This window comes from Janthinobacterium aestuarii (assembly GCF_046113285.1).
Lineage (GTDB): Bacteria > Pseudomonadota > Gammaproteobacteria > Burkholderiales > Burkholderiaceae_D > Janthinobacterium.
Genome location: NZ_CP142524.1, coordinates 3,642,755 through 3,661,766, shown reverse-complemented (window position 1 = coordinate 3,661,766; position 19,012 = coordinate 3,642,755). Strand labels below are relative to the sequence as shown.

The following is a 19,012-nucleotide window of genomic DNA, read 5'->3' as shown; positions in this document are numbered from 1 at the left end:
ATACTCCTAACGGGCCAGGTAGCCGCCGTCGACGGCCCAGGTGGCGCCGCTGACCCAGCGCGCCGCCGGCGACAGCAAAAAGGCCGCCGTCTGCGCGATGTCGCTGCTGTGGCCGAAGCCGAGCGGATGGCGCTCCGCGTAGGCGCGCATGGCCTCGTCAGGCAAGCCACGGCTCAGGCGCGCGTGCATTTCCGTTTCGACGGCGCCGGCGGCAATGCTGTTGACGCGCATGCCGCGCGGCGCCAGTTCCACGGCCAGGGCGCGCACCAGGCCGTCAATGGCGGCCTTGGCCGCCGAATACACGCTCATGCCGGACTGGCCGCTCTGGCCCGCCACGGATGACATGAAGAGCAGGGCCGCGCCATCGCTGAGCACGCCGCGCAGGGCGGCGCCGCGCGCCAGCGCCAGCGCCGTCTTGACGCTGGAGGCGAAGACGTCGTCAAACTGTTGCGCCTTGGACAATTTGACCGGGCGCAATAACTCGATGCCGGCCGCATGGAAGATGCCGTTCAGGGGCGCCTCAAGCGTGGCTTGCCTGAGGAAGTCGACGATGTGGTCGCCGCCGTCGAGTTCGAGCACTTCGGCCCGGTGGCCGCTGCCGTCGAGGGCCTGCAGGGTTTGCTCCAGGCGAGCCCGGTCGCGTCCGCTGATCAGCAGTTGCGCGCCGCAGCGCGCCAGCAGCAGGGCCGTGTCGCGGCCGATGCCGGACGAGGCGCCGGTGACGAGGATGCGCTGGCCGGCCAGCATGTCGGGTTGAAAGATCATGGTTCAGACTTCGATAAGGCGGTTGACGGTCAGCGATTGCAGGCCCAGCACGGCCGCCGACCAGGAATAGCCGACGCCAAAGCCGAACATGGCGATGGTCTGGCCCTGTGCCGCCGCTCCCAGGCTGTCGGCGATCAGCAGGGGGATGGAGGCGCTGGACGTGTTGCCATAGCGGTCCATGTTGATCGGTGCGCGCCCGGCTGGCAATTTGGCTTTTTTGATAATGTGCTTGAGCATGAAGGTATTTGCCTGGTGAAACAGGAAGGCATCGATTTCGTCGCTCGTGCGGTTTGCCAGGCGCAGCAGGTCCGCCACCAGCGGCGGAATGCTCTTCAGCGTGAAATTGAAGATTTCGCCGCCGTCCATGTACAGCTTGGCGGGATCGCGCTGCGCCAGGCGCGCATCGTCGCCGGCGTAGGGCCGGCAGGCGCTGGCAGCCATCATCAGGTGCCGTTCGCCGCCGCCGTCGCTGCCGACGATGAAATGGGCGGGCGCCGCCGCCGCATCGAATTCCAGCGCCGTGGCCGTGCCGGCGTCGCCAAACAGCAGCGCGGTGGCGCGGTCGGTTTCATCGACGGTCTTGCTGATGGTGTCGCCCACCAGCAGCAGGATGCGGCACATGGCCTGGCCGTCGAGCATCTTCGCCGCCAGCCACAGGCCGTACGCGTAGGCCGAGCAGCCGAGGTTGATGTCGAAGGCGGCGCAAGCCTTGTGCAGGCCCAGGCGTCCATGCAGGGCGCAGGCGGTAGCCGGCAGCACGTAATCGGGGGTTTGCGAGATGAAGATCAGGGCGTCGATGCTGTCGCGCTCCCAGCCCAGGTCGTCGAGCAGGGTTTGTGCCGCCGCCTGGCACAGGTCGGCCGTCGTCTGGCCATCGGCGGCGCGGCGGCGCGACTGCACGCCGATCATCTTGCTCACGTCGGCCACCGCTTCGGCGCCGAAGCGCTCGGCCAGGTCGGCATTGTGGACTTGCGTGCGCGGCAGCGCGCACACCACGCCGCGCATGGCCAGATGGGCGGTGCTGAAGGGCAGTCCCGATTCCAGGCGCTGGCTGGACATGGTCAGACCTTGACGGCGATCAATGCCAGCACGTCGGCCAGGGTCTCGCAATTGGCCAGGGCCTGGCCTTCGAGCATCTGATCGAACAGCTCATCGGCCAGGGCGATGGTGGAAATGATGGCCAGCGAATCCCAGGCGTAATCGCCCAGTTTCAGGGACGGCACGACTTTGTCGGCGTCGATTTCCAGGATGTCGGCCATGCCGTTGAAAAATTCTTGCATTGTGTTTCCTTTCAAAGAAGTTCAGTACGCAGATGCGCGGGCGCCTACAGGCGCGCCAGCGTGCCGGCCCAGGAATAGCCGACGCCAAAGCCCAGCAGCAGGGCCGTGTCGCCCGGCATGATGCGTCCCGAGGCGCGCGCGCGGGCAATGGCGATGGGAATGGTCGAGGAGACGGTATTGCCGACAGTATCGATTTCAATCACAAATTTGTCCTCCGGAATGCGTATTTTGCGGCGCAAGGCGTCAAGCATGAATTTGTTTGCCTGATGGAAGATCACATGATCGATGTCATCGAGGGTCTTGCCGGCCGTGTCCAGCAGCTCCTGCATTGTACGCGGCACGGCGCCCAAGGTGAACTGGACGATCTGCGCGCCATCCATGAACAGGTCGTCCTGGCTGCGCCAGTTGCCGGACGCGTCTTCGACGGGCATGGCGGTGGCCGCGCTGCGGGCCGTGCGCATGCCGCCGGCCGGCACGATCAGGTTGTTCGCGCCGCTGCCATCCGTGCCCAGGACGAAAGGCCCCAGCGCCAGTTCGGGCGCGCCGCCGGCGATCACGCTGGCGGCGGCGCCGTCGCCGAACAGCGTGCGTACGCTGCGGTCGCGCGCGTTGATGTACTTGGAATAGGTGTCTGCCGTCAGCAGCAGCACTTTCTTGCGGATGCCGCTCTCGATCAGGCCCTTGGCCATGGCCAGCGCGTAGACGTAGCCGGAACAGCCGAGGTTGATGTCGAGCGCGCCGCAGGAGGTCGGCAAGCCAAGCCGCTGCTGCAGCACGCAGGCGCTGCTGGGCAGCAGGTAGTCGGGCGCCTGCGTGCACAGGATCAGGAAATCGATGTCGCCACGCGCGACGTCATGCGTGGCGAACAGCTTTTCCGCGGCATGGAAGGCCAGGTCGCTGGCCGTTTCATGTTCGGCGGCGATATGCCGTTGCGCAATGCCCGTCTTGTCGAGGATTTTTTGCGCCGGCCAGTCGATGAACTCCTGTTCCAGCGCGGCATTCGTCAGGATCGCCTGCGGCAGGTGGTAGGCGATCGCGGTAAGGTGGGCGTAGTGGGGCATGCGGTGGCCGTTCGGTCTGGGTCAATAGGGAAGGGCGGGGCGCTCAGGCCGCCCCGGCGATCAGGGCGGTGATCGCGTCCACGCTCGACAGCTCGAGGGCCGGGTAGATCGGCAGGCAGATCACCTGGGATGCGGCCTGGCGCGCGACCGGCAGATTGGCATGCGCGGCGGACGGCATGCCGCGGTACATGGGGAAATCGCTGATGAGCGGGTAGAAATAGCGCCGCGCGTAGATTTCGTGATCGCGCAGCCGCTGGAACAGCGCATCGCGCGCCAGCGGATAGCCGGGCCCGACGAGGATGGGAAAATAGGCGTGATTGGCCGCTTCGGCGTCGGCCGCTTCCAGGCAGGTGATGCCCGCGACGCCGGCCAGACGTTCGCGGTAGTGGGCGTCGATGCTGCGCCGCTGTTGCCGCGCCTGGTCGATGCCCTTCAGCTGCAGCAGGCCGAAGGCGGCATTGATTTCGCTCATCTTGCCGTTGATGCCGGCGGCGACGACGGTGACTTCGTCGACAAAGCCGAAATTTTTCAGATGGTCGATGCGCTGCTTGGTCTTGGCGTCCGGGCAGACGATGGCGCCGCCTTCGAAGGTGTTGAAGATCTTCGTCGCATGAAAGCTGATCACGGACAGGTCGCCGTAATTGAGGACGCTGGTGCCCCCGTGGCGCACGCCGAATGCATGCGCGGCGTCATAGATGACCTTCAGATCGTAATTGTCGGCAATCTTCTGGATGGCGTCGACATCGCAGGGCTGGCCATAGCAGTGCACGGGCATGATGGCCGTGGTCTGCGCCGTGATGGCCGCCTCGATGCGCGCCGGATCGAGGTTCAGCGTGCGCGCATCGATGTCGGCGAAGACGGGCTTGATGTCATTCCACAGCAGCGAATGGGCCGTGGCAACGAAGGAATACGGCGTCGTGATGACTTCGCCCTTCACGCGCAAGGCTTGCAAGGCCGTCATCAATGCCAGCGTTCCATTGGTAAACAGGCAGATATGCCGCACGCCCAGGTAGTCGCACAGCGCTTTTTCCAGCTGCTGGTGGAAGGGGCCGCCATTGGTGAGGATCTTGTTTTCCCAGATGCTTTCCAGGTAGGGCAGGAAATCCTGCAGGTCCGGCAGCAGCGGCTGGGTGACGTAGATGGGTTTGGCGTCGCTCATGCCGCTATCTCCCCGGGCAACTGACTGTCGAGCGGCGCGTCGAAGCTGACTGGCGGCAAGTCTTCGCACCAGCGCTGCCAGGCCAGGCGCAGGCTGTTGGCCAGGCCTTCCGCAATCAACTTCGGCTGGCCCAGCGCCGTTTGCGCCAGGCGGTGCCGGGTGCTGAAGCGGTAGGCGCCCAGCAGCATGGGGTTGGCCGCCATGTACAGGGCCTTGCTGACAAATTCCTCGTCATCGCGGGCGATGAATTCCTCCAGCTGCACGTGGCGCAGAATCGAGGTGCCGGCGCGGCTCGGTACGGTCGGTCCGGCAACGGTGAGGGTGGGCACGCCCATCCACAAGCCGTGGAAGGTGGTGGTGCCGCCACCGTACGGCGCCGTATCGAGGCACATGTCGACGCGGTGATGCATGGCCAGGAAGTTGGCCATGTTGGCGCGCGGTTCGAAGATCAGGCGGTCGGCGCTGATGCCTTCTTCGGCGAACCACGCCGTCAGCCCGGGGTGGGGACCGGGCGCCGGCATGGCGGCCAGCAGCATCCTGGCGTCCGGGATGGCGCGCAAGACCCTGGCCCAGCGCGCGATGGTTTGGCGGTTGAGCTTGTTAGGGCGGTTGAAGCTGCCGAAAGTCAGGTATTTGTTCTTCAGCACGGGCGCCGGCAGGATGCCGTCCGCATTTTCGGATGGCAGGAATGGGGCGATGGTCGGCAGGAAGATCAGTTTTTCCGTGAAATGGCTGGCGAATGTCTCCGGCGGCGAGAAATGACGGTCGCTCAGGTAGTAATCCATGGCCTGCAGGCCCGTGGTCAGCGGATAGCCGATCCAGCTCATCTGTATGGGCGCCGGCTTGCGGGCAAAGGCCAGCAGGCAATTCTTGGCCGTATGACCGGACAGGTCGATCAGGATGTCGATGCCGTCGGCGCGGATGCGCTCGGCCAGCTTTTCCTGGCTCAGGTGGGTCACCGGCAGCCAGTTGGGCAGCAGTTGCGCGATACGCATGGTGACATTGTCGACGCGGCTATTGTTATAGTACGCATACAGCGAAAACTGCGGCATCGCCACCAGTTCCTCGAGCAGGGGCGTAATGAAATGCGCCACGGCATGGTTGCAGAAGTCGCCCGAGACCAGGCCGATCTTCAACTGGCGCTGCGGGTCGCGCTCGTTCGCGTGCGGCTGCCACGCGGCGCGCAACGGCGTTTCGTAGCGCTCGCCGAAGCCGAAATGCTCGGCCACCATGGCGGCAGGGTCGTCGGCATGCATGTGCGACAGGCCGAACAGCATGTTGCTGTAGACCTCATCGTACTGCGGATACCTGGCCAGAGCCGTGCGGCATGCCTGGACGGCGTCGTCGGTGCGCCCCATCTCGCTGTAGGTCGCGCAGGTATTCAAGTGGGAACCGATGAAGTCGTCCTGGATTTCCAGCGAGCGCGCATAGCTGGCCAGCGCTTCGTCGTAGCGCTTCAGCGAGCGCAGGCAATTGCCCATCGTAAAGTGAACGCGGCTGGAGTCGGGCGCGATGTCGCGTGCGCGCTGCAGATACTCGAGCGCCTGTTCCGACTGGCCGCTATCCTCGAACGCCACGCTCAGGTTGCAATGGATCAGCGATGAGCGCGGGTCCAGTTCCAGCGCGTGCTGGTAGATGCGGATCGCCTGGGGATAATCGCCGGCGTCCTGCACGGCGATGGCCAGGTCATTGTGCAGGTTGGCGACATCGGGCGCCAGGGCGAGCGCTTGCCGGTAAGCGACTTGCGCTTCCTCAAAGCGGCGCATTTGCTTGAGGCAATGTCCGAGGCAGGTGTGCGCCTGCAGCTTGTCTGGCGCCAGCTGTACCGCACGCTGGTGCAGGGCCAGCGCTTCGTCGAGTTCGCCGACCGATTGCAGGCCCAGGCCCAGCTGGGTGTGCGCGTCGGCGCTGTCCGGCTGGAGCTCCAGGGCGCGGCGATAGCTGGCGATCGCCGCATCGAATTCGCCCAGGCTCACCAGCACGCCGCCCAGGTTGGAGTGGGCCTGGGAATAGTCGGGCTGCACTGCCAGCGCCTGACGATAGGCATCGGCGGCGTCGTCGAGCCGCTGCTGCGACTGCAGGCTGTTGCCCAGGCCATTCCACAGGTCCGCATGGCGCGGCGCCAGCGACAAGGCCGTGCGGTAGCTCGCTTCCGACTGCGCGTACTGCTCCAGATTCTGTAGCGCGGCGCCGAGGTTGCTGTGCGCCATCACCAGCCGGGGCTCGAGCGCCAGCGCGCGGCGATAGCTGTCGGCCGCTTCCTCATTGCGCTCCAGCGCCTGCAGGGCATTGCCCAGGTTGCAGAGCACTTCGGCGTCGCCGGGCATGCTTGCCAGGGCGGCATTGTAGGCGCCGACAGCACCGTCGAGGTCGCCACGCGCCTTGCGCGTATTGCCCAGGTTAAAGTGCGCCATGCCATAGTCGGGCCGCAGGGCAATGGCCTGCAGGTAGGCGTCTTCCGCTTCCGCCAGGGCGCCGAGCGCCAGCAGGGCGCCGCCCAGGTTGCTGTGCGCTTCGGCGAATGCCGGATTGAACTGCAACGCCTGCTGGTAGGACTGGACCGCTTGCGCATGTTCCCCGCGTGCCTGCCACGCATTGGCCAGATTGCAATGGGCTTCGGCGTCATACGGGGTGAGCTGGACAGTGGTTTGCAGCGCGTCGAGGGCATCCTTGCCCTGCGCCTGCAGGACGGTGCCGAGTACGCTCCAGGCAAAATCGGAGGTGGGGTAGCGCGCAATCAGCGCCCGCGTGGCCGTTTCCATTTCCACATACCGTGCCGCCTGGTACAGCTCCACCACGTGCTGGCATTCGTCGGCCGTGGGCGCGGCAGCAATCGCCGCAGCGATACGTGCGCGCAAGGTTTGCGCCTGGTCGTTATCGAGGCCGCGGCCGATGGCCGTATCGATGATGTCGAGCGCTTCGTCCCGTTCGCCCGCCTTGAGCAAGCCGTCGGCAAGCGATAGCCAGAACTGGCCTTCATCGGGATTGACCGACAGCGCCTTGCGCAGATACGGCAGTCCTGCCCGGAACTGGCCTACCTGGCCGGCCAGCAAACCCATATTGTGGTTGGCGATGGCATGGTAGGGCTGGGCTTGCAGGATGGCGACATACAGGTCTTCCGCCTCTTCCAGGTGGCCAGCCTGATGCGCCTTCAGCGCCAGCGCCAGTTGGGTGTCGAGTTGCGTTTCCAGGGTGGCGTCAGCGTTCATGAGAGGGAAGAAAAGTGTACCAGCGGCAATTGTAACTGCTGGGAGTGGCGAATAGAAAATTTCCCCACGGAATTTTGCCCTAGTGCATCATTGAACAAATTTTGGTGTTCCTGGCAGGCCACAGCGGCAAGAAAGATTGCAATAAAAGTAAAAGATTCCGGCATCGGCAAGTGGGGGATGCCGGAATCTTGCCTGGGCTGTGCTGTCTGGCGCTGCAGTGACATAGCCAGATAAAAAAAGCGCGGCCACCCGAGGGTGCCGCGCTGTTGTCCAGCTACGCGTGATGACGCGATGATGCGATGACGCGATGACAATTACATATTCGGATAGTTCGGGCCGCCGCCGCCTTCCGGTGTCACCCACACGATGTTCTGCGTCGGGTCCTTGATGTCGCAGGTTTTGCAGTGCACGCAGTTTTGCGCATTGATCTGCAGGCGTTCGGCGCCGTCGTCGTTCTTCACGAATTCATACACGCCGGCGGGACAGTAACGCGCTTCCGGACCCGCATACGTGGCCAGGTTGACGTCGACGGGCACGCTGGCGTTCTTCAACGTCAGGTGGATGGGCTGGTCTTCCGCGTGGTTCGTGTTCGAGATGAACACGGACGACATCTTGTCGAAGGTCAGCTTGCCATCGGGTTTCGGATACACGATCTTTTTCGACTGGGCCGCCGGTTTCAGGCATTCGTGGTCGCCATGCGAGTGGTGCAGGGTCCACGGCGCCTTGCCGCGGAAGATCAGCTGGTCGATGCCCGTCATCAGGCTGCCCAGGTACAAACCCTTCGACAGCCAAGGCTTGACGTTGCGCGCCACGTGCAGTTCTTCATGCAGCCACGATTTTTCAAATGCGACAGGGTAGCTCGTCAGTTCGTCGTGCTGGCGCTGTTCGCCCAGCGCACCGAAGGCCGCGTCCGCCGCCAGCATGCCGCTCTTGATGGCCGCGTGGCTGCCCTTGATGCGGCTCATGTTCAAAAAGCCCGCATCGCAGCCGATCAGCGCGCCGCCGGCAAACACCAGCTTCGGCAGCGATTGCAGGCCGCCGGCCGCGATCGCCCGCGCGCCGTACGAGATGCGCTTGCCGCCTTCGAAGAACTTGCGGATTTCCGGATGCGTTTTATAGCGCTGGAATTCCTCGTACGGCGACAGATACGGGTTTTCGTAGTTCAGGCCCACCACGTAGCCGACCATCACCTGGTTGTTTTCCAGGTGGTACAGGAAGGAACCGCCATAGGTTTTCGTGTCCAGCGGCCAGCCGCTCGAGTGGATCACCAGGCCCGGCTTGTGCTGGGCCGGGTCGATTTCCCACAATTCCTTGATGCCGATGCCATACGATTGCGGGTCCTTGCCGGCGTTCAAGTCATACTTGGCCATCAATTGCTTGCCCAGGTGGCCGCGCGCGCCTTCGGCGAACAGCGTGTACTTGGCGTGCAGTTCCATGCCCAGCTGGAAGTCGGGACCGGGCTGGCCGTCGCGCTTGACGCCCATGTTGCCGGTCGCCACGCCTTTCACGGAGCCGTCGTCGTTGTAGAGGATTTCCGCGGCAGGGAAGCCGGGGAAGATTTCCACGCCCAGGTTTTCCGCCTGCTGGCCCATCCAGCGCACCACATTGCCCAAGGAGACGATGTAGTTGCCGTGGTTTTCAAAGCAGGCCGGCACAGCGAAGCCTGGAGTCTTGTACGCTTTCGTTTCGGTCAGGAACAGGATGCGGTCTTCCGTTACTTCGGTGTTCAGGGGCGCGCCCAGTTCTTTCCAGTTCGGAATCAATTCCGTCAGCGCTTTCGGGTCCATGATGGCGCCCGACAGGATATGCGCGCCCAGCTCGCCGCCTTTTTCCAGCACGCAGACGGACACTTCCTGGCTTTTCTCTGCCGCAAGCTGTTTCAGGCGGATCGCCGCGGCCAAGCCTGCGGGGCCACCGCCGACGATGACCACGTCATACTCCATGGTTTCGCGCGGTCCGTACTGTTCAACTAAGTTATTAGGCTGTGTCATGGTCTCGATTTATAGTCACTCAATTAGGTAGCAAGGATAGGGAATAAAGCATCATCGGGGAAATTTAAGCACGAGTGTGCTTGTTTTTGACGAGGATTGCAACTTTGGCGCCATTTTGCGTGACATTGCCCCTCGCCGCAATCTAAATCCGGCCATTTTGTGTAATGATGGCGTTTACTTTTGCTCGAGTGCGCGGCGGGGGAATTTGCCCGATTGCCATGGGCATGGCGTAAAGTGTTGTTTAAAATAAAACAGGAGTAGCTCGTGGGCATAGAAGTCAATTTCGAGGGCAAGATTGCCCTGATTACCGGCGCATCGAGTGGCCTCGGCGCGCGCTTTGCGAAAGTGCTGGCCCAGGCGGGCGCGCAGGTCGTGCTGGCGTCGCGCCGCACCGAACGCCTGAAGGAATTGCGCGCCGAGATCGAAGCGGACGGCGGCGCCGCGCACGTGGTGTCGCTCGACGTGACCGACTTTGCCAGCATCAAGTCGGCCATCGCCCATGCGGAAACGGAAGCGGGTCCCATCGATATCCTCGTCAACAATTCAGGTGTCTCCACCACGCAACGTCTGGTCGACGTCACGCCCGAAGATTACTCGTTCGTGATGGACACCAATCTGCGCGGTTCGTTCTTCGTGGCCCAGCAGACGGCCAAGCGCATGATCGCGCGCGCCAAGGGCGACCCGAAGAAACAGCACCGCATCATCAATATCGCCTCGATGGCCGGCTTGCAGGTGCTGCCGCAGATCGGCGTGTACTGCATGAGCAAGGCGGGCATGGTGCACATGACGCGCGCCATGGCCGTGGAATGGGGTAAATATGGCATCAACACCAACGCCATCTGCCCCGGCTACATTTCCACCGAGATCAATGAAGATTATTTCGCTACCGAGCAGGGCAAGAAACTGATCGAAATGCTGCCGAACAAGCGCCCGGGCAAGCCGGAGGACCTCGACGGCCTGCTGCTGTTGCTGGCGGGTGAGGATTCGCACTTCATCAACGGTGCGATTATCTCCGCCGATGGCGGCATGGCCAGCATGTAAGCGGCAGAGGGAAGGTATTGTTGCCACAGGGAAAATTAGCGGCTATGATGTTTTTGCTTGCGGCATAGCGTCCGGGCATAACCACTATACGAGAATTTTTACGATGGCAACTCCTTCGAAGTTTGACAATGACACGTTTCAGCTGGCACGCGATCACTTGAACGCTTTTGTGGCAAGAACGGCCGCCAAGCTTGCCGGTGAGACGGGCAAGCTGCTGGAAGTGGGGCCGCAGGACCGCTCCACCGTGCGCGAAAACTTCAGCAATTTCAGCGTCGACACCTTTGATATCGTCGACACTTACAGCCCCACGCTGGTGGGCGACATCACCAAGGTCAATTCGGCGATCGCCGACAGCGCGTATGACTGCGTCGTCTGCCTGGAAGTGATTGAACATACGCTCAATCCCTTCGACACCGTCAAGGAAATCCGCCGCATCCTCAAGCATGAAGGCTATCTGCTCATTTCCGCCCCCTTGAACTGGCGCATCCATGGTCCGATTCCGGACTGCTGGCGCATTACCGAGCATGGCTGGAGCGCCTTGCTGCGCGATTTCGACATCATTGAAATTGATATCCTGGAAACGCCTGACCGCGAGCTGTTTCCTATCAAATATAACGTGCTGGCGAAGTGCAATAAGTTCAAAAACACGCAAGACAATGAACTGACGTTCCGCTTTATCTAGGAGTGGCGATGACACTGGCTGTAGTCAATGAGCAGACCCAAGACGTTTTGCAGCGCATCAGCGGGGAGCAGTTCCTGCCGGAGGTTTTCCGGGAGACAGGCGTTTTTGTCGTGCGTAATGCGATTGCACCGGATCTGCTGGCGCAATGGCAGCATGAGTGGGATAGGTTTTATGATGCCAAGCTACGTGCCGGCCGCAATGTCAGCCAGGCCAATCCCGTTTCGCTGACCGAGGAATTGCCGCAGAAACTGCTGGAAATGTACCGCGCGCCGGTGTATGCCGCAACGCTGTCGCGCATATTCGGTCCCGACGTGGCGCTATACAATCACCGCTTCGTCATCAAGGATGCATTCAGTCCGAACAAGGTATTCCTGCACCAGGATAGCTGTTACCACCTGGGTAACTTGAACAAATGCAGCATTTTTACCGCATTGAGCCGTGTGGACGAGGATAACGGTGCGATGAGTTTTTATGTCGGCTCGCATAAACTCGGTTATCTCGGCGATGCCGGCGAAATCAACCCTGACAGTTTCAACATCCAGTTCGTCAAAGTCACGCCTATCCTCAATCCCGGCGATTTCGTGGTCATGCACAGTTCGACGTGGCATGAGTCGGGACCGAATGTGTCGGGTGTCCATCGCATTCTGGCCGATACGATTTTCCAGCCTGCGGACGACCCGACGGGCAAGGAATTGATCGCGGGCGAATGGAAGACCGATATTTTCTATTCGCCGCTCAATTGCATCCAGTATTTCGCCAACTCCAGGGTACTGAAAATCATCAAGTACGAAAAAGTAATGCGGGAGCAGGCCGGCACGCCGTAAACGTCCGCCTCAGCGCTGCAGCTGCAAGCCCACCAGCTTGTGCACCAGCTCCGACGACGTCGAGGCGGCAAATTTGCGCATCAGCTTGGCGCGGTGCATTTCCACCGTGCGGGGGCTGAGGTCGATCTGGCGGGCGATGACCTTGCTGGTCTTGCCTTCCACCAGCAGGGCGGCGATTTCGCGCTCGCGCGGGGTCAGTTCCGCCGTCACGGGACGTTTCTCGCTGACATCCTCGAACGTCCAGATGCCCGCTCCCAGCGGTTGATTCGGCAGCATGGCGTGGCCCGTCACGTGGCACCAGAACAATTCTCCATTGCTGCGGCGCATGATGCGCTCGTCCGAATAGCGGCCCCTGGCGTTCATGATGGGGATGATGCGGTCACCGGTGCGCAGGAATTCGTCGTGCGTGGGGTAGAGTACTTCGAAGGACTGGTCGTCGAGTTGGGCGCGCGCATAGCCGAACATGGCCGCCAGCGCTTCGTTGCAGCTGCGCATGATGCGGTTTTCCGACATGCACATGCCCACGGGCGCGTGCAGGAAGATGCTTTCATAATCGATGGCTGACGCGGCGTTCATCTGATGCGTATCACTCTCACAGGGGGATTGCCGGCACGGCGCCGGTAGTTCTACGGTATTGTACTTTCCACTCGCGTATTTTATGCTGAGACGCTGCCTGAGTCATGGACTCAAGACCAAAGCTTAACAAAAGATAGAGGGACACCCATGAATAAAGTTTATCCTGACGCCGCCTCGGCGCTGGCCGGTATCGTCCAAGATGGCCAGACCATCGCCGTCGGCGGCTTCGGCCTGTGCGGCATTCCCGAAGCCCTGATCGGCGCCTTGCGCGATTCGGGCGTGACGGGCCTGACCGCCATTTCCAACAACGCGGGCGTGGACGGCTTCGGCCTGGGCCAGTTGCTGACCACGCGCCAGATCAAGAAAATGATCGCCTCCTACGTGGGTGAAAACAAGGAATTCGCGCGCCAGTACCTGGCCGGCGAACTGGAGCTGGAATTCACGCCGCAAGGCACCCTGGCCGAGAAACTGCGCGCCGGCGGCGCCGGCATCCCCGCCTTCTTCACCAAGACGGGCGTGGGCACCATCGTTGCCGACGGCAAGGAACTGCGCGAATTCGACGGCGAACAATACGTGATGGAACGCAGCCTCGTGGCCGACGTGGCCCTGGTCAAAGCCTACATGGCCGACCGCGCGGGCAATTTGATCTACCGCAAGACGGCGCGCAACTTCAACCCGAACGTGGCCATGGCGGGCAAGATCACCATCGTCGAAGTGGAAAAACTGGTCGAAGTGGGCGAGATCGACCCCGACCAGGTCCACACGCCGAGCATCTTCGTGCACCGCATCGTGGTCAACGCGAACCCGGAAAAACGCATCGAGCAGCGCACCGTGCGCGCCGACTAAATACAAGATTGGGAGATGATCATGGCTTGGACAAGAGATGAAATGGCCGCGCGCGCGGCAAAAGAATTGCAGGATGGCTTTTATGTGAATCTGGGCATCGGCTTGCCGACCCTGGTGGCCAACTATGTGCCGGACAATATCGAAGTGTTTTTGCAGTCGGAAAACGGCTTGCTGGGCATCGGCCCGTTTCCCACCGAAGATGAGGTTGATGCCGACCTGATCAACGCTGGCAAGCAGACGGTGACGGCCTTGCCCGGCGCCGCTTACTTCAGCTCGGCCGATTCGTTCGGCATGATTCGCGGCGGCAAGATCAACCTGGCTATCCTGGGCGCCATGCAAGTGTCGGAAAAGGGCGACCTGGCGAACTGGATGATTCCAGGCAAAATGGTCAAGGGCATGGGCGGCGCGATGGACCTCGTCGCCGGCGTCAAGCGCGTCGTTGTGCTGATGGAGCACGTGGCCACGGCCAAGGATGGCACGACGTCGCACAAGTTGCTCAAGCAGTGCGACTTGCCGCTGACGGGCGTGGGCGTGGTCGACGTCATCATCAGCGACCTGGGCGTCATCGACGTGACGGAAAACGGCTTGAAGCTGGTGGAACTGGCGCCGGGCGTGACCAAGGAGCAGGTGCAGGCGGCCACGGGCGCGGAACTGGACGTTTCCGCCGTATAAACGGATCGTTGCATGCATAAAAAAAGCGGACAGCGATGTCCGCTTTTTTTTCGCCGCGCACGCACTACGTCTGCGCCATGTCTAAGGCTGTCCCTGGAGTGTGCCTATGCTGGAACGGTGCAGGGCAGACGAAGTCACGACAAGGAGCAGTCATGAAGGCAAACTGGTACGCATCGCCACTACTAAGGCGCATGGCAGGGAGTGTGTTGGCAGCGGGCTTGGCGGCGTTGCTGTCCGCCTGTGCTGCCGCCGGCGGCGAGCACGTCAACCCAGTGGTGACGGAGAAAGTATTCACGGGCGATCCCGCCCTGGCAAAAAACATCTTTGTCTTTCTGGATGGGACGCGCAATGACAGCGCCTCCGGGACCAATGTGCGCCGGGTCTTTGATGCGGTGCTCCATGCCGACGAGGCGCAGACCAGCGCCATCTATATCGAAGGCGTGGGCAGCGTCGAAAGTCCCGTGCTGGGCGCCAGTCTCGGCCTTGGCATGGAGCCGCGTATCCTGCGCGGCTATGACTTCGTCGCGCAGGCGTTTCGCCCCGGTGACAAGCTCTACATTTTGGGCTTCAGCCGTGGCGCCCACCAGGCCCGCGCACTGGCTGGCCTGATCGCCTATGCGGGCGTGCCGGCCAGGTCGGAAGACGATATCGAACAACGGCTTCGGCGCGATAACGCCATCCTCGAAGTGGTCAAGCGCAAGAACGATGAAGCCTATGTGGATGCGTGGAAGGCGTGGCGGCCGGGACAGGAGCCGATCGCCGGTAAAGAACTGCGCGAACGTTTCAAGGTTGCCGTGGTGCCGGTGGAAATCCAATTTCTCGGCCTGTGGGATACCGTGCCCGGTTCCCTGTTCAAGGACTTCGGTGTGTGCAAGGAAATGAGCGATGGCAGGGACGGCGACCGCTACAAGTCCGATTCCTATCCGCCGATCCGCCGCATCCTGCACGCCGTGTCGCGCGATGAAAAGCGCAGCCGCTTCCATCCCATCTTGTTGTGTCCGCCCATTAATGCGGACTACACGAGCGTCAGCGAACTCTGGTTTCCCGGATCGCATGCCGATATCGGTGGTGGTTACGCCGATTCACGGTCGTTGTCCGACCTGTCGCTGGCGTGGATGATGACGGGCCTGGCGCAAGATTATGCGCTCCCGCCGTTGCAGCTGGCTGGCGATCCGCTGGGCCTGGCGCATTGGTCGATCGGCGACCGGCCGGCCAATTTGTTCAGCCATTGCGAGGACAGGGTATTGCCCGACGGCGCCATGCAGGCCCCGGCCCTGCAAGTGAGGACCGTTGCCGGCAGCGCGCCGTTGCGCATGCAGGGTGTGATCGAGCAACGGCCCTATCCTTTGGAGTGCTCGCGCTAGCCCGGTCGTTTATGCGGCGCCAGCCTTGCCGCGCAAGCCGTCCAGGCTGTAGGCGCCAGCGCCAGCAACTGCGAAGTACAGGAAGGTGAAGCAGTACATCACGGCCATTTCGCCGCCGTTCAGGATCGGTAAAAAGCCGGCAGGCGCATGCGCGATGAAATAGGCGGCCGCCATCTGGCCCGACAGGATGAAGGCGACGGGGCGCGTGAACAGGCCGACCAGCAGCAAGCTGCCGCCTACCAGCTCGATGACGCCGGCCGCGCCCATCAGGGAAAACAGTTGCAAGCCGTCGAACATGGCCACGTGCGGCGCACCGAACAGTTTTGCCGTGCCATGCTGCAGGAAAAGAAAGCCGAGGATGATGCGCAGCAAGCCCAGCAAGCGTGGGGACCAGGTGGCGTAGAGGGCGGGCGAGAGGGACATGGCGTACTCCATTCAAAGGTGGATGGTTCGGTGTCTGGCTTGCATTAACGCAATGTCATTATGCGGGAGCCTGGCGGCGAACAATAGACAGCACTGTAATAGTTTTTCATTCATTGATCATCCGATGAAATATTGATGCATGATTTACCATATGTTGATGATGCAATAAAAAACCCCTCGCGCATGCAAAAAGCCCCGCAGATCGCTCTGCGGGGCTTTTCAATGGAGAGTACAGCTTGCTTGGCGGGTTTACTTGACGATATTGACGGTCGGTGCAACGTAGGCGTCCTCGGCCGGGTGGGTGGGATGGGCCAGCTCGCTGTGCAGCTTGTCCATGTCCAGTTCCTTTTCCCATTTCGACACGACGATGGTGGCCACGCCGTTACCGACAAAGTTGGTCAGCGCGCGGCATTCGCTCATGAAGCGGTCGATGCCCAGGATCAGCGCCATGCCGGCCACGGGAATCGTCGGCACCACGGCCAGGGTGGCGGCCAGGGTGATGAAGCCGGCGCCCGTGATGCCGGACGCGCCTTTCGACGTCAGCATCGCCACGCCCAGGATGGTGAGCTCTTGCCAGATCGTCAGTTCCGTGTTGGTTGCCTGTGCAACAAACAGGGCGGCCATGGTCATGTAGATATTGGTGCCGTCCAGGTTGAACGAGTAGCCGGTCGGCACGACCAGGCCGACGACTGGCTTGGAGCAGCCCAGGCGCTCGAGTTTCTTCATCAGGGCCGGCAGCGCCGATTCCGACGAGCTGGTACCGAGCACGATCAGCAATTCTTCCTTGATGTACAACAAGAAGCGGCCGATGGAGAAGCCCGTGTACTTGGCGATCAGGCCCAGCACGACGAAGACGAACAGGAAGCAGGTCAGGTAGAACGAACCCATCAGTTTAGCCAGCGGGATCAGCGACGCCAGGCCGTATTTGCCGATGGTAAAGGCCATCGCGCCGAACGCGCCGATCGGAGCGACTTTCATGATGATGTTAACCATGCCGAAGATGGCGTGCGACAGCTCGTCGATCAGCTTGGTGACGGGACGGCCGCGTTCGCCCAGCAGGGACAGCGAGAAACCGAACAGGATGGCGATCAACAGCACTTGCAGGATGTCGCCCTTGGCGAAGGCATCGACGAAGGTCTTCGGGATGATATTCATCAGGAAGTCAACGGTGCTCATGCCTTCGGCGTGCGTGTATTGCGCGATCGACTTGGCATCGAGGTGGGCCGGATCGGCATTGAAGCCGGCGCCCGGTTTCAGGATGTTGGCAACCAGCAAGCCGATGGCCAGCGCGAAGGTGGAGACCACTTCGAAGTACAGCAGCGCCTTGCCGCCCACGCGGCCGATTTTCTTGACGTCCTGCATGCCGGCGATGCCGGAGACCACGGTACAGAAGATCACGGGGGCGATGATCATCTTGATCAGTTTGATAAAGCCGTCGCCCAGCGGTTTCATGTCGACGGCGTTCGAAGGGTAGAACACCCCCAGCAGCACGCCAGCCACGATGGCGAACAGCACCTGCACGTACAGGATTTTATAGAATGGTTTTTTCACGAGTGGTCTCCTCTTGCGGGTTGATGCTGCGAATCATCCGCCCATTGGCAGGCGTGCTCAATTGTGGATAACCGCAGATATGCAGTTTCGCTATATCGGGTATTGCGCCATGGCGAATGTGCCAGTGCTATGCTGCGGCGCAGCATTTCAGCCGCGCGCTTGGAGCATTGCCCGCGCTGCGCTACACTGCCGTAGCGTCGCGCGCGGGACATCCCTTGGCAGGCAGAAAGCGGTGCTCTTTTTATATCGAATAAGGAAATCGAATGATCGAAGCGAGCATCAAATCCGTCCAGTGCATCTCCCCCGCAGGCCTGCATACCATGTCGTACAAGGAGTGGGGCGCGCCCGACAATCCGAACGTGCTCGTCTGCGCCCATGGCGTGACGCGCGTGGCGGACGACTTCGACAACCTGGCGCGCGCCATGGCCAGCGATTACCGCGTGATCTGCCCCGACGTGGTGGGACGCGGGCGCTCGGGCTGGCTGGCCAATCCCCAGTTCTACCGCGTGCCCCAGTATGTGAGCGACATGGTGACCCTGCTGGCGCGCGTGCTGGCCAATGGCGAGCGCCAGACGGTGGACTGGTTCGGCACCTCGATGGGCGGCTTGATCGGCCTGGGCCTGGCCTCGTTGCCGCACAGCCCGATCAGCAAGCTGGTATTGAACGATATCGGCCCGACCCTGGCGCCGGAAGCCTTGCAGCGCATCGGCGACTACATCGGCCAGGACTTGCGTTTCGATACCTTCGAGCAGGGCGCCAAATTTGTGCGCGACGTGTCCGCCAGCTTCGGCCCGCACACGGATGCGGAATGGCATAAACTGGCAGTCGATGTGTTGCGGCAAGACAAGGATGGCCATTGGCGCCGTCACTATGATATGGGGCTGGCCATGCCGTTCCGCTCTGCCACGCCGGAATCGGCGGCCAGCGACGAAGCCATGCTGTGGGCCGCGTACGATGCCGTGCGCTGCCCCACCTTGCTGGTGCGCGGGTCGGAATCCGATCTGCTGTCGCACGAGACGGCGCAGATCATGCTGGGCCGCGGCCCGAAAGCGGAACTGGTGGAAATCGCCGGCGTGGGCCATGCGCCCACTTTCGTTCACGACGACCAGATCGCCATCGCGCGCAAGTTTTTGCTGGGCAAGTAAGAAGGCAACAAGCAATACCGCTGTACAGATTTTGAAACAACCGAAAGAAGAAGCATGGAAATTACACGACTGCATGTAGGCAAACGCCTTTCTGAAGTAGCGATACACAACAACACCATCTACCTGGCGGGACAGATCGCCGAAGACACCACGCAAGGCATCGTCGGCCAGACGCGTGAAGTGCTCGGCCACGTCGACCGTTTGTTGATGGAAGCGGGCAGCGACAAGACGTGCATCCTGTCGTGCCAGATCTACATCGCCGACATGAAGGATTTCGACGGCATGAATGAAGTGTGGGACGACTGGGTCGCTTCCGGTCACACGCCGCCGCGCGCCACGGTGGAAGCGAAACTGGCCAATCCGGCTTGCTTGGTAGAAATCGTCATCATCGCTGCAGAGCGCTAAGTTATTGAGTTGTTAAGT

At 61.8% G+C, this 19,012-nt stretch carries 18 protein-coding genes; 8 read left to right on the top strand and 10 right to left on the bottom strand.

What is annotated here, in order from left to right; genetic code table 11:
- Positions 1 to 6: 6 nt before the first annotated feature.
- The 7 genes from OX462_RS16290 to OX462_RS16260 all read right to left on the bottom strand — a co-directional run bounded on the left by OX462_RS16290 (position 7) and on the right by OX462_RS16260 (position 9,465).
- Positions 7 to 762, bottom strand: coding sequence for an SDR family NAD(P)-dependent oxidoreductase (locus OX462_RS16290; protein WP_409028753.1), 756 nt, complete (start codon positions 760 to 762; stop codon positions 7 to 9).
- 6 nt (positions 763 to 768) lie between these two features.
- Positions 769 to 1,824 (bottom strand): ketoacyl-ACP synthase III, encoded by a 1,056-nt coding sequence (locus tag OX462_RS16285; protein ID WP_070300386.1) that lies wholly within the window; start codon positions 1,822 to 1,824, stop codon positions 769 to 771.
- Positions 1,825 to 1,826: 2 nt separating this feature from the next.
- Positions 1,827 to 2,045, bottom strand: a complete 219-nt coding sequence (locus tag OX462_RS16280) for a phosphopantetheine-binding protein (RefSeq protein ID WP_070221569.1) — start codon at positions 2,043 to 2,045, stop codon at positions 1,827 to 1,829.
- 44 nt (positions 2,046 to 2,089) lie between these two features.
- Positions 2,090 to 3,106, bottom strand: coding sequence for a ketoacyl-ACP synthase III (locus OX462_RS16275; protein ID WP_070221568.1), 1,017 nt, complete (start codon positions 3,104 to 3,106; stop codon positions 2,090 to 2,092).
- A 43-nt stretch (positions 3,107 to 3,149) separates the two neighbouring features.
- Positions 3,150 to 4,265: a DegT/DnrJ/EryC1/StrS family aminotransferase gene (locus OX462_RS16270; protein ID WP_070310082.1), complete on the bottom strand. Its 1,116-nt coding sequence runs from the start codon at positions 4,263 to 4,265 to the stop codon at positions 3,150 to 3,152.
- Entirely contained in the window at positions 4,262 to 7,474 is a 3,213-nt protein-coding gene (locus OX462_RS16265) for a tetratricopeptide repeat protein (RefSeq protein WP_409026551.1), read from the bottom strand. The genes OX462_RS16270 and OX462_RS16265 overlap by 4 nt, the downstream gene beginning before the upstream one ends.
- Positions 7,475 to 7,788: 314 nt before the next feature.
- Positions 7,789 to 9,465 carry an electron transfer flavoprotein-ubiquinone oxidoreductase gene (locus tag OX462_RS16260; RefSeq protein WP_409026550.1) on the bottom strand — a complete coding sequence of 559 codons (1,677 nt, stop codon included), beginning with the start codon at positions 9,463 to 9,465 and terminating at the stop codon, positions 7,789 to 7,791.
- Positions 9,466 to 9,729: 264 nt separating this feature from the next.
- Here OX462_RS16260 and OX462_RS16255 point away from each other — a divergent pair, with 264 nt between their 5' ends.
- The 3 genes from OX462_RS16255 to OX462_RS16245 all read left to right on the top strand — a co-directional run bounded on the left by OX462_RS16255 (position 9,730) and on the right by OX462_RS16245 (position 12,012).
- Positions 9,730 to 10,506 carry an SDR family oxidoreductase gene (locus tag OX462_RS16255; protein ID WP_070221564.1) on the top strand — a complete coding sequence of 259 codons (777 nt, stop codon included), beginning with the start codon at positions 9,730 to 9,732 and terminating at the stop codon, positions 10,504 to 10,506.
- 103 nt (positions 10,507 to 10,609) lie between these two features.
- Positions 10,610 to 11,188 carry a class I SAM-dependent methyltransferase gene (locus OX462_RS16250; protein ID WP_070221563.1) on the top strand — a complete coding sequence of 193 codons (579 nt, stop codon included), beginning with the start codon at positions 10,610 to 10,612 and terminating at the stop codon, positions 11,186 to 11,188.
- 8 nt (positions 11,189 to 11,196) lie between these two features.
- Positions 11,197 to 12,012 carry a phytanoyl-CoA dioxygenase family protein gene (locus OX462_RS16245; protein ID WP_409026549.1) on the top strand — a complete coding sequence of 272 codons (816 nt, stop codon included), beginning with the start codon at positions 11,197 to 11,199 and terminating at the stop codon, positions 12,010 to 12,012.
- Positions 12,013 to 12,021: 9 nt separating this feature from the next.
- On the opposite strand, the gene OX462_RS16240 is transcribed toward OX462_RS16245, so the two are convergent.
- A complete protein-coding gene (locus tag OX462_RS16240; protein WP_070221561.1) occupies positions 12,022 to 12,588 on the bottom strand; it encodes a LuxR C-terminal-related transcriptional regulator in 567 nt (188 codons plus the stop codon).
- A 147-nt stretch (positions 12,589 to 12,735) separates the two neighbouring features.
- On the opposite strand from OX462_RS16240, the gene OX462_RS16235 reads away from it, so the two are divergent.
- The 3 genes from OX462_RS16235 (at position 12,736) to OX462_RS16225 (ending at position 15,470) form a co-directional block, all read left to right on the top strand.
- Positions 12,736 to 13,434 carry a CoA transferase subunit A gene (locus OX462_RS16235; protein ID WP_070289089.1) on the top strand — a complete coding sequence of 233 codons (699 nt, stop codon included), beginning with the start codon at positions 12,736 to 12,738 and terminating at the stop codon, positions 13,432 to 13,434.
- Between the two features lie 21 nt (positions 13,435 to 13,455).
- Entirely contained in the window at positions 13,456 to 14,106 is a 651-nt protein-coding gene (locus tag OX462_RS16230; RefSeq protein WP_070221586.1) for a CoA transferase subunit B, read from the top strand.
- Between the two features lie 152 nt (positions 14,107 to 14,258).
- Complete coding sequence (locus OX462_RS16225; RefSeq protein ID WP_162995627.1) at positions 14,259 to 15,470, top strand: phospholipase effector Tle1 domain-containing protein; 1,212 nt, start codon at positions 14,259 to 14,261, stop codon at positions 15,468 to 15,470.
- A 9-nt stretch (positions 15,471 to 15,479) separates the two neighbouring features.
- Here the strand turns inward: OX462_RS16225 and OX462_RS16220 are convergent, their stop codons facing one another.
- Together OX462_RS16220 and OX462_RS16215 are read right to left on the bottom strand one after the other, a co-directional pair.
- Positions 15,480 to 15,893, bottom strand: coding sequence for a DoxX family protein (locus tag OX462_RS16220; RefSeq protein WP_070221585.1), 414 nt, complete (start codon positions 15,891 to 15,893; stop codon positions 15,480 to 15,482).
- A 249-nt stretch (positions 15,894 to 16,142) separates the two neighbouring features.
- Positions 16,143 to 17,444: a dicarboxylate/amino acid:cation symporter gene (locus OX462_RS16215; RefSeq protein ID WP_409026548.1), complete on the bottom strand. Its 1,302-nt coding sequence runs from the start codon at positions 17,442 to 17,444 to the stop codon at positions 16,143 to 16,145.
- Positions 17,445 to 17,707: 263 nt separating this feature from the next.
- On the opposite strand from OX462_RS16215, the gene OX462_RS16210 reads away from it, so the two are divergent.
- Both OX462_RS16210 and OX462_RS16205 read left to right on the top strand, forming a co-directional pair.
- Positions 17,708 to 18,589 (top strand): alpha/beta fold hydrolase, encoded by an 882-nt coding sequence (locus tag OX462_RS16210; protein ID WP_070221558.1) that lies wholly within the window; start codon positions 17,708 to 17,710, stop codon positions 18,587 to 18,589.
- 54 nt (positions 18,590 to 18,643) lie between these two features.
- Positions 18,644 to 18,994, top strand: a complete 351-nt coding sequence (locus OX462_RS16205; protein ID WP_070221557.1) for a RidA family protein — start codon at positions 18,644 to 18,646, stop codon at positions 18,992 to 18,994.
- The last annotated feature ends 18 nt before the right edge of the window (positions 18,995 to 19,012 follow it).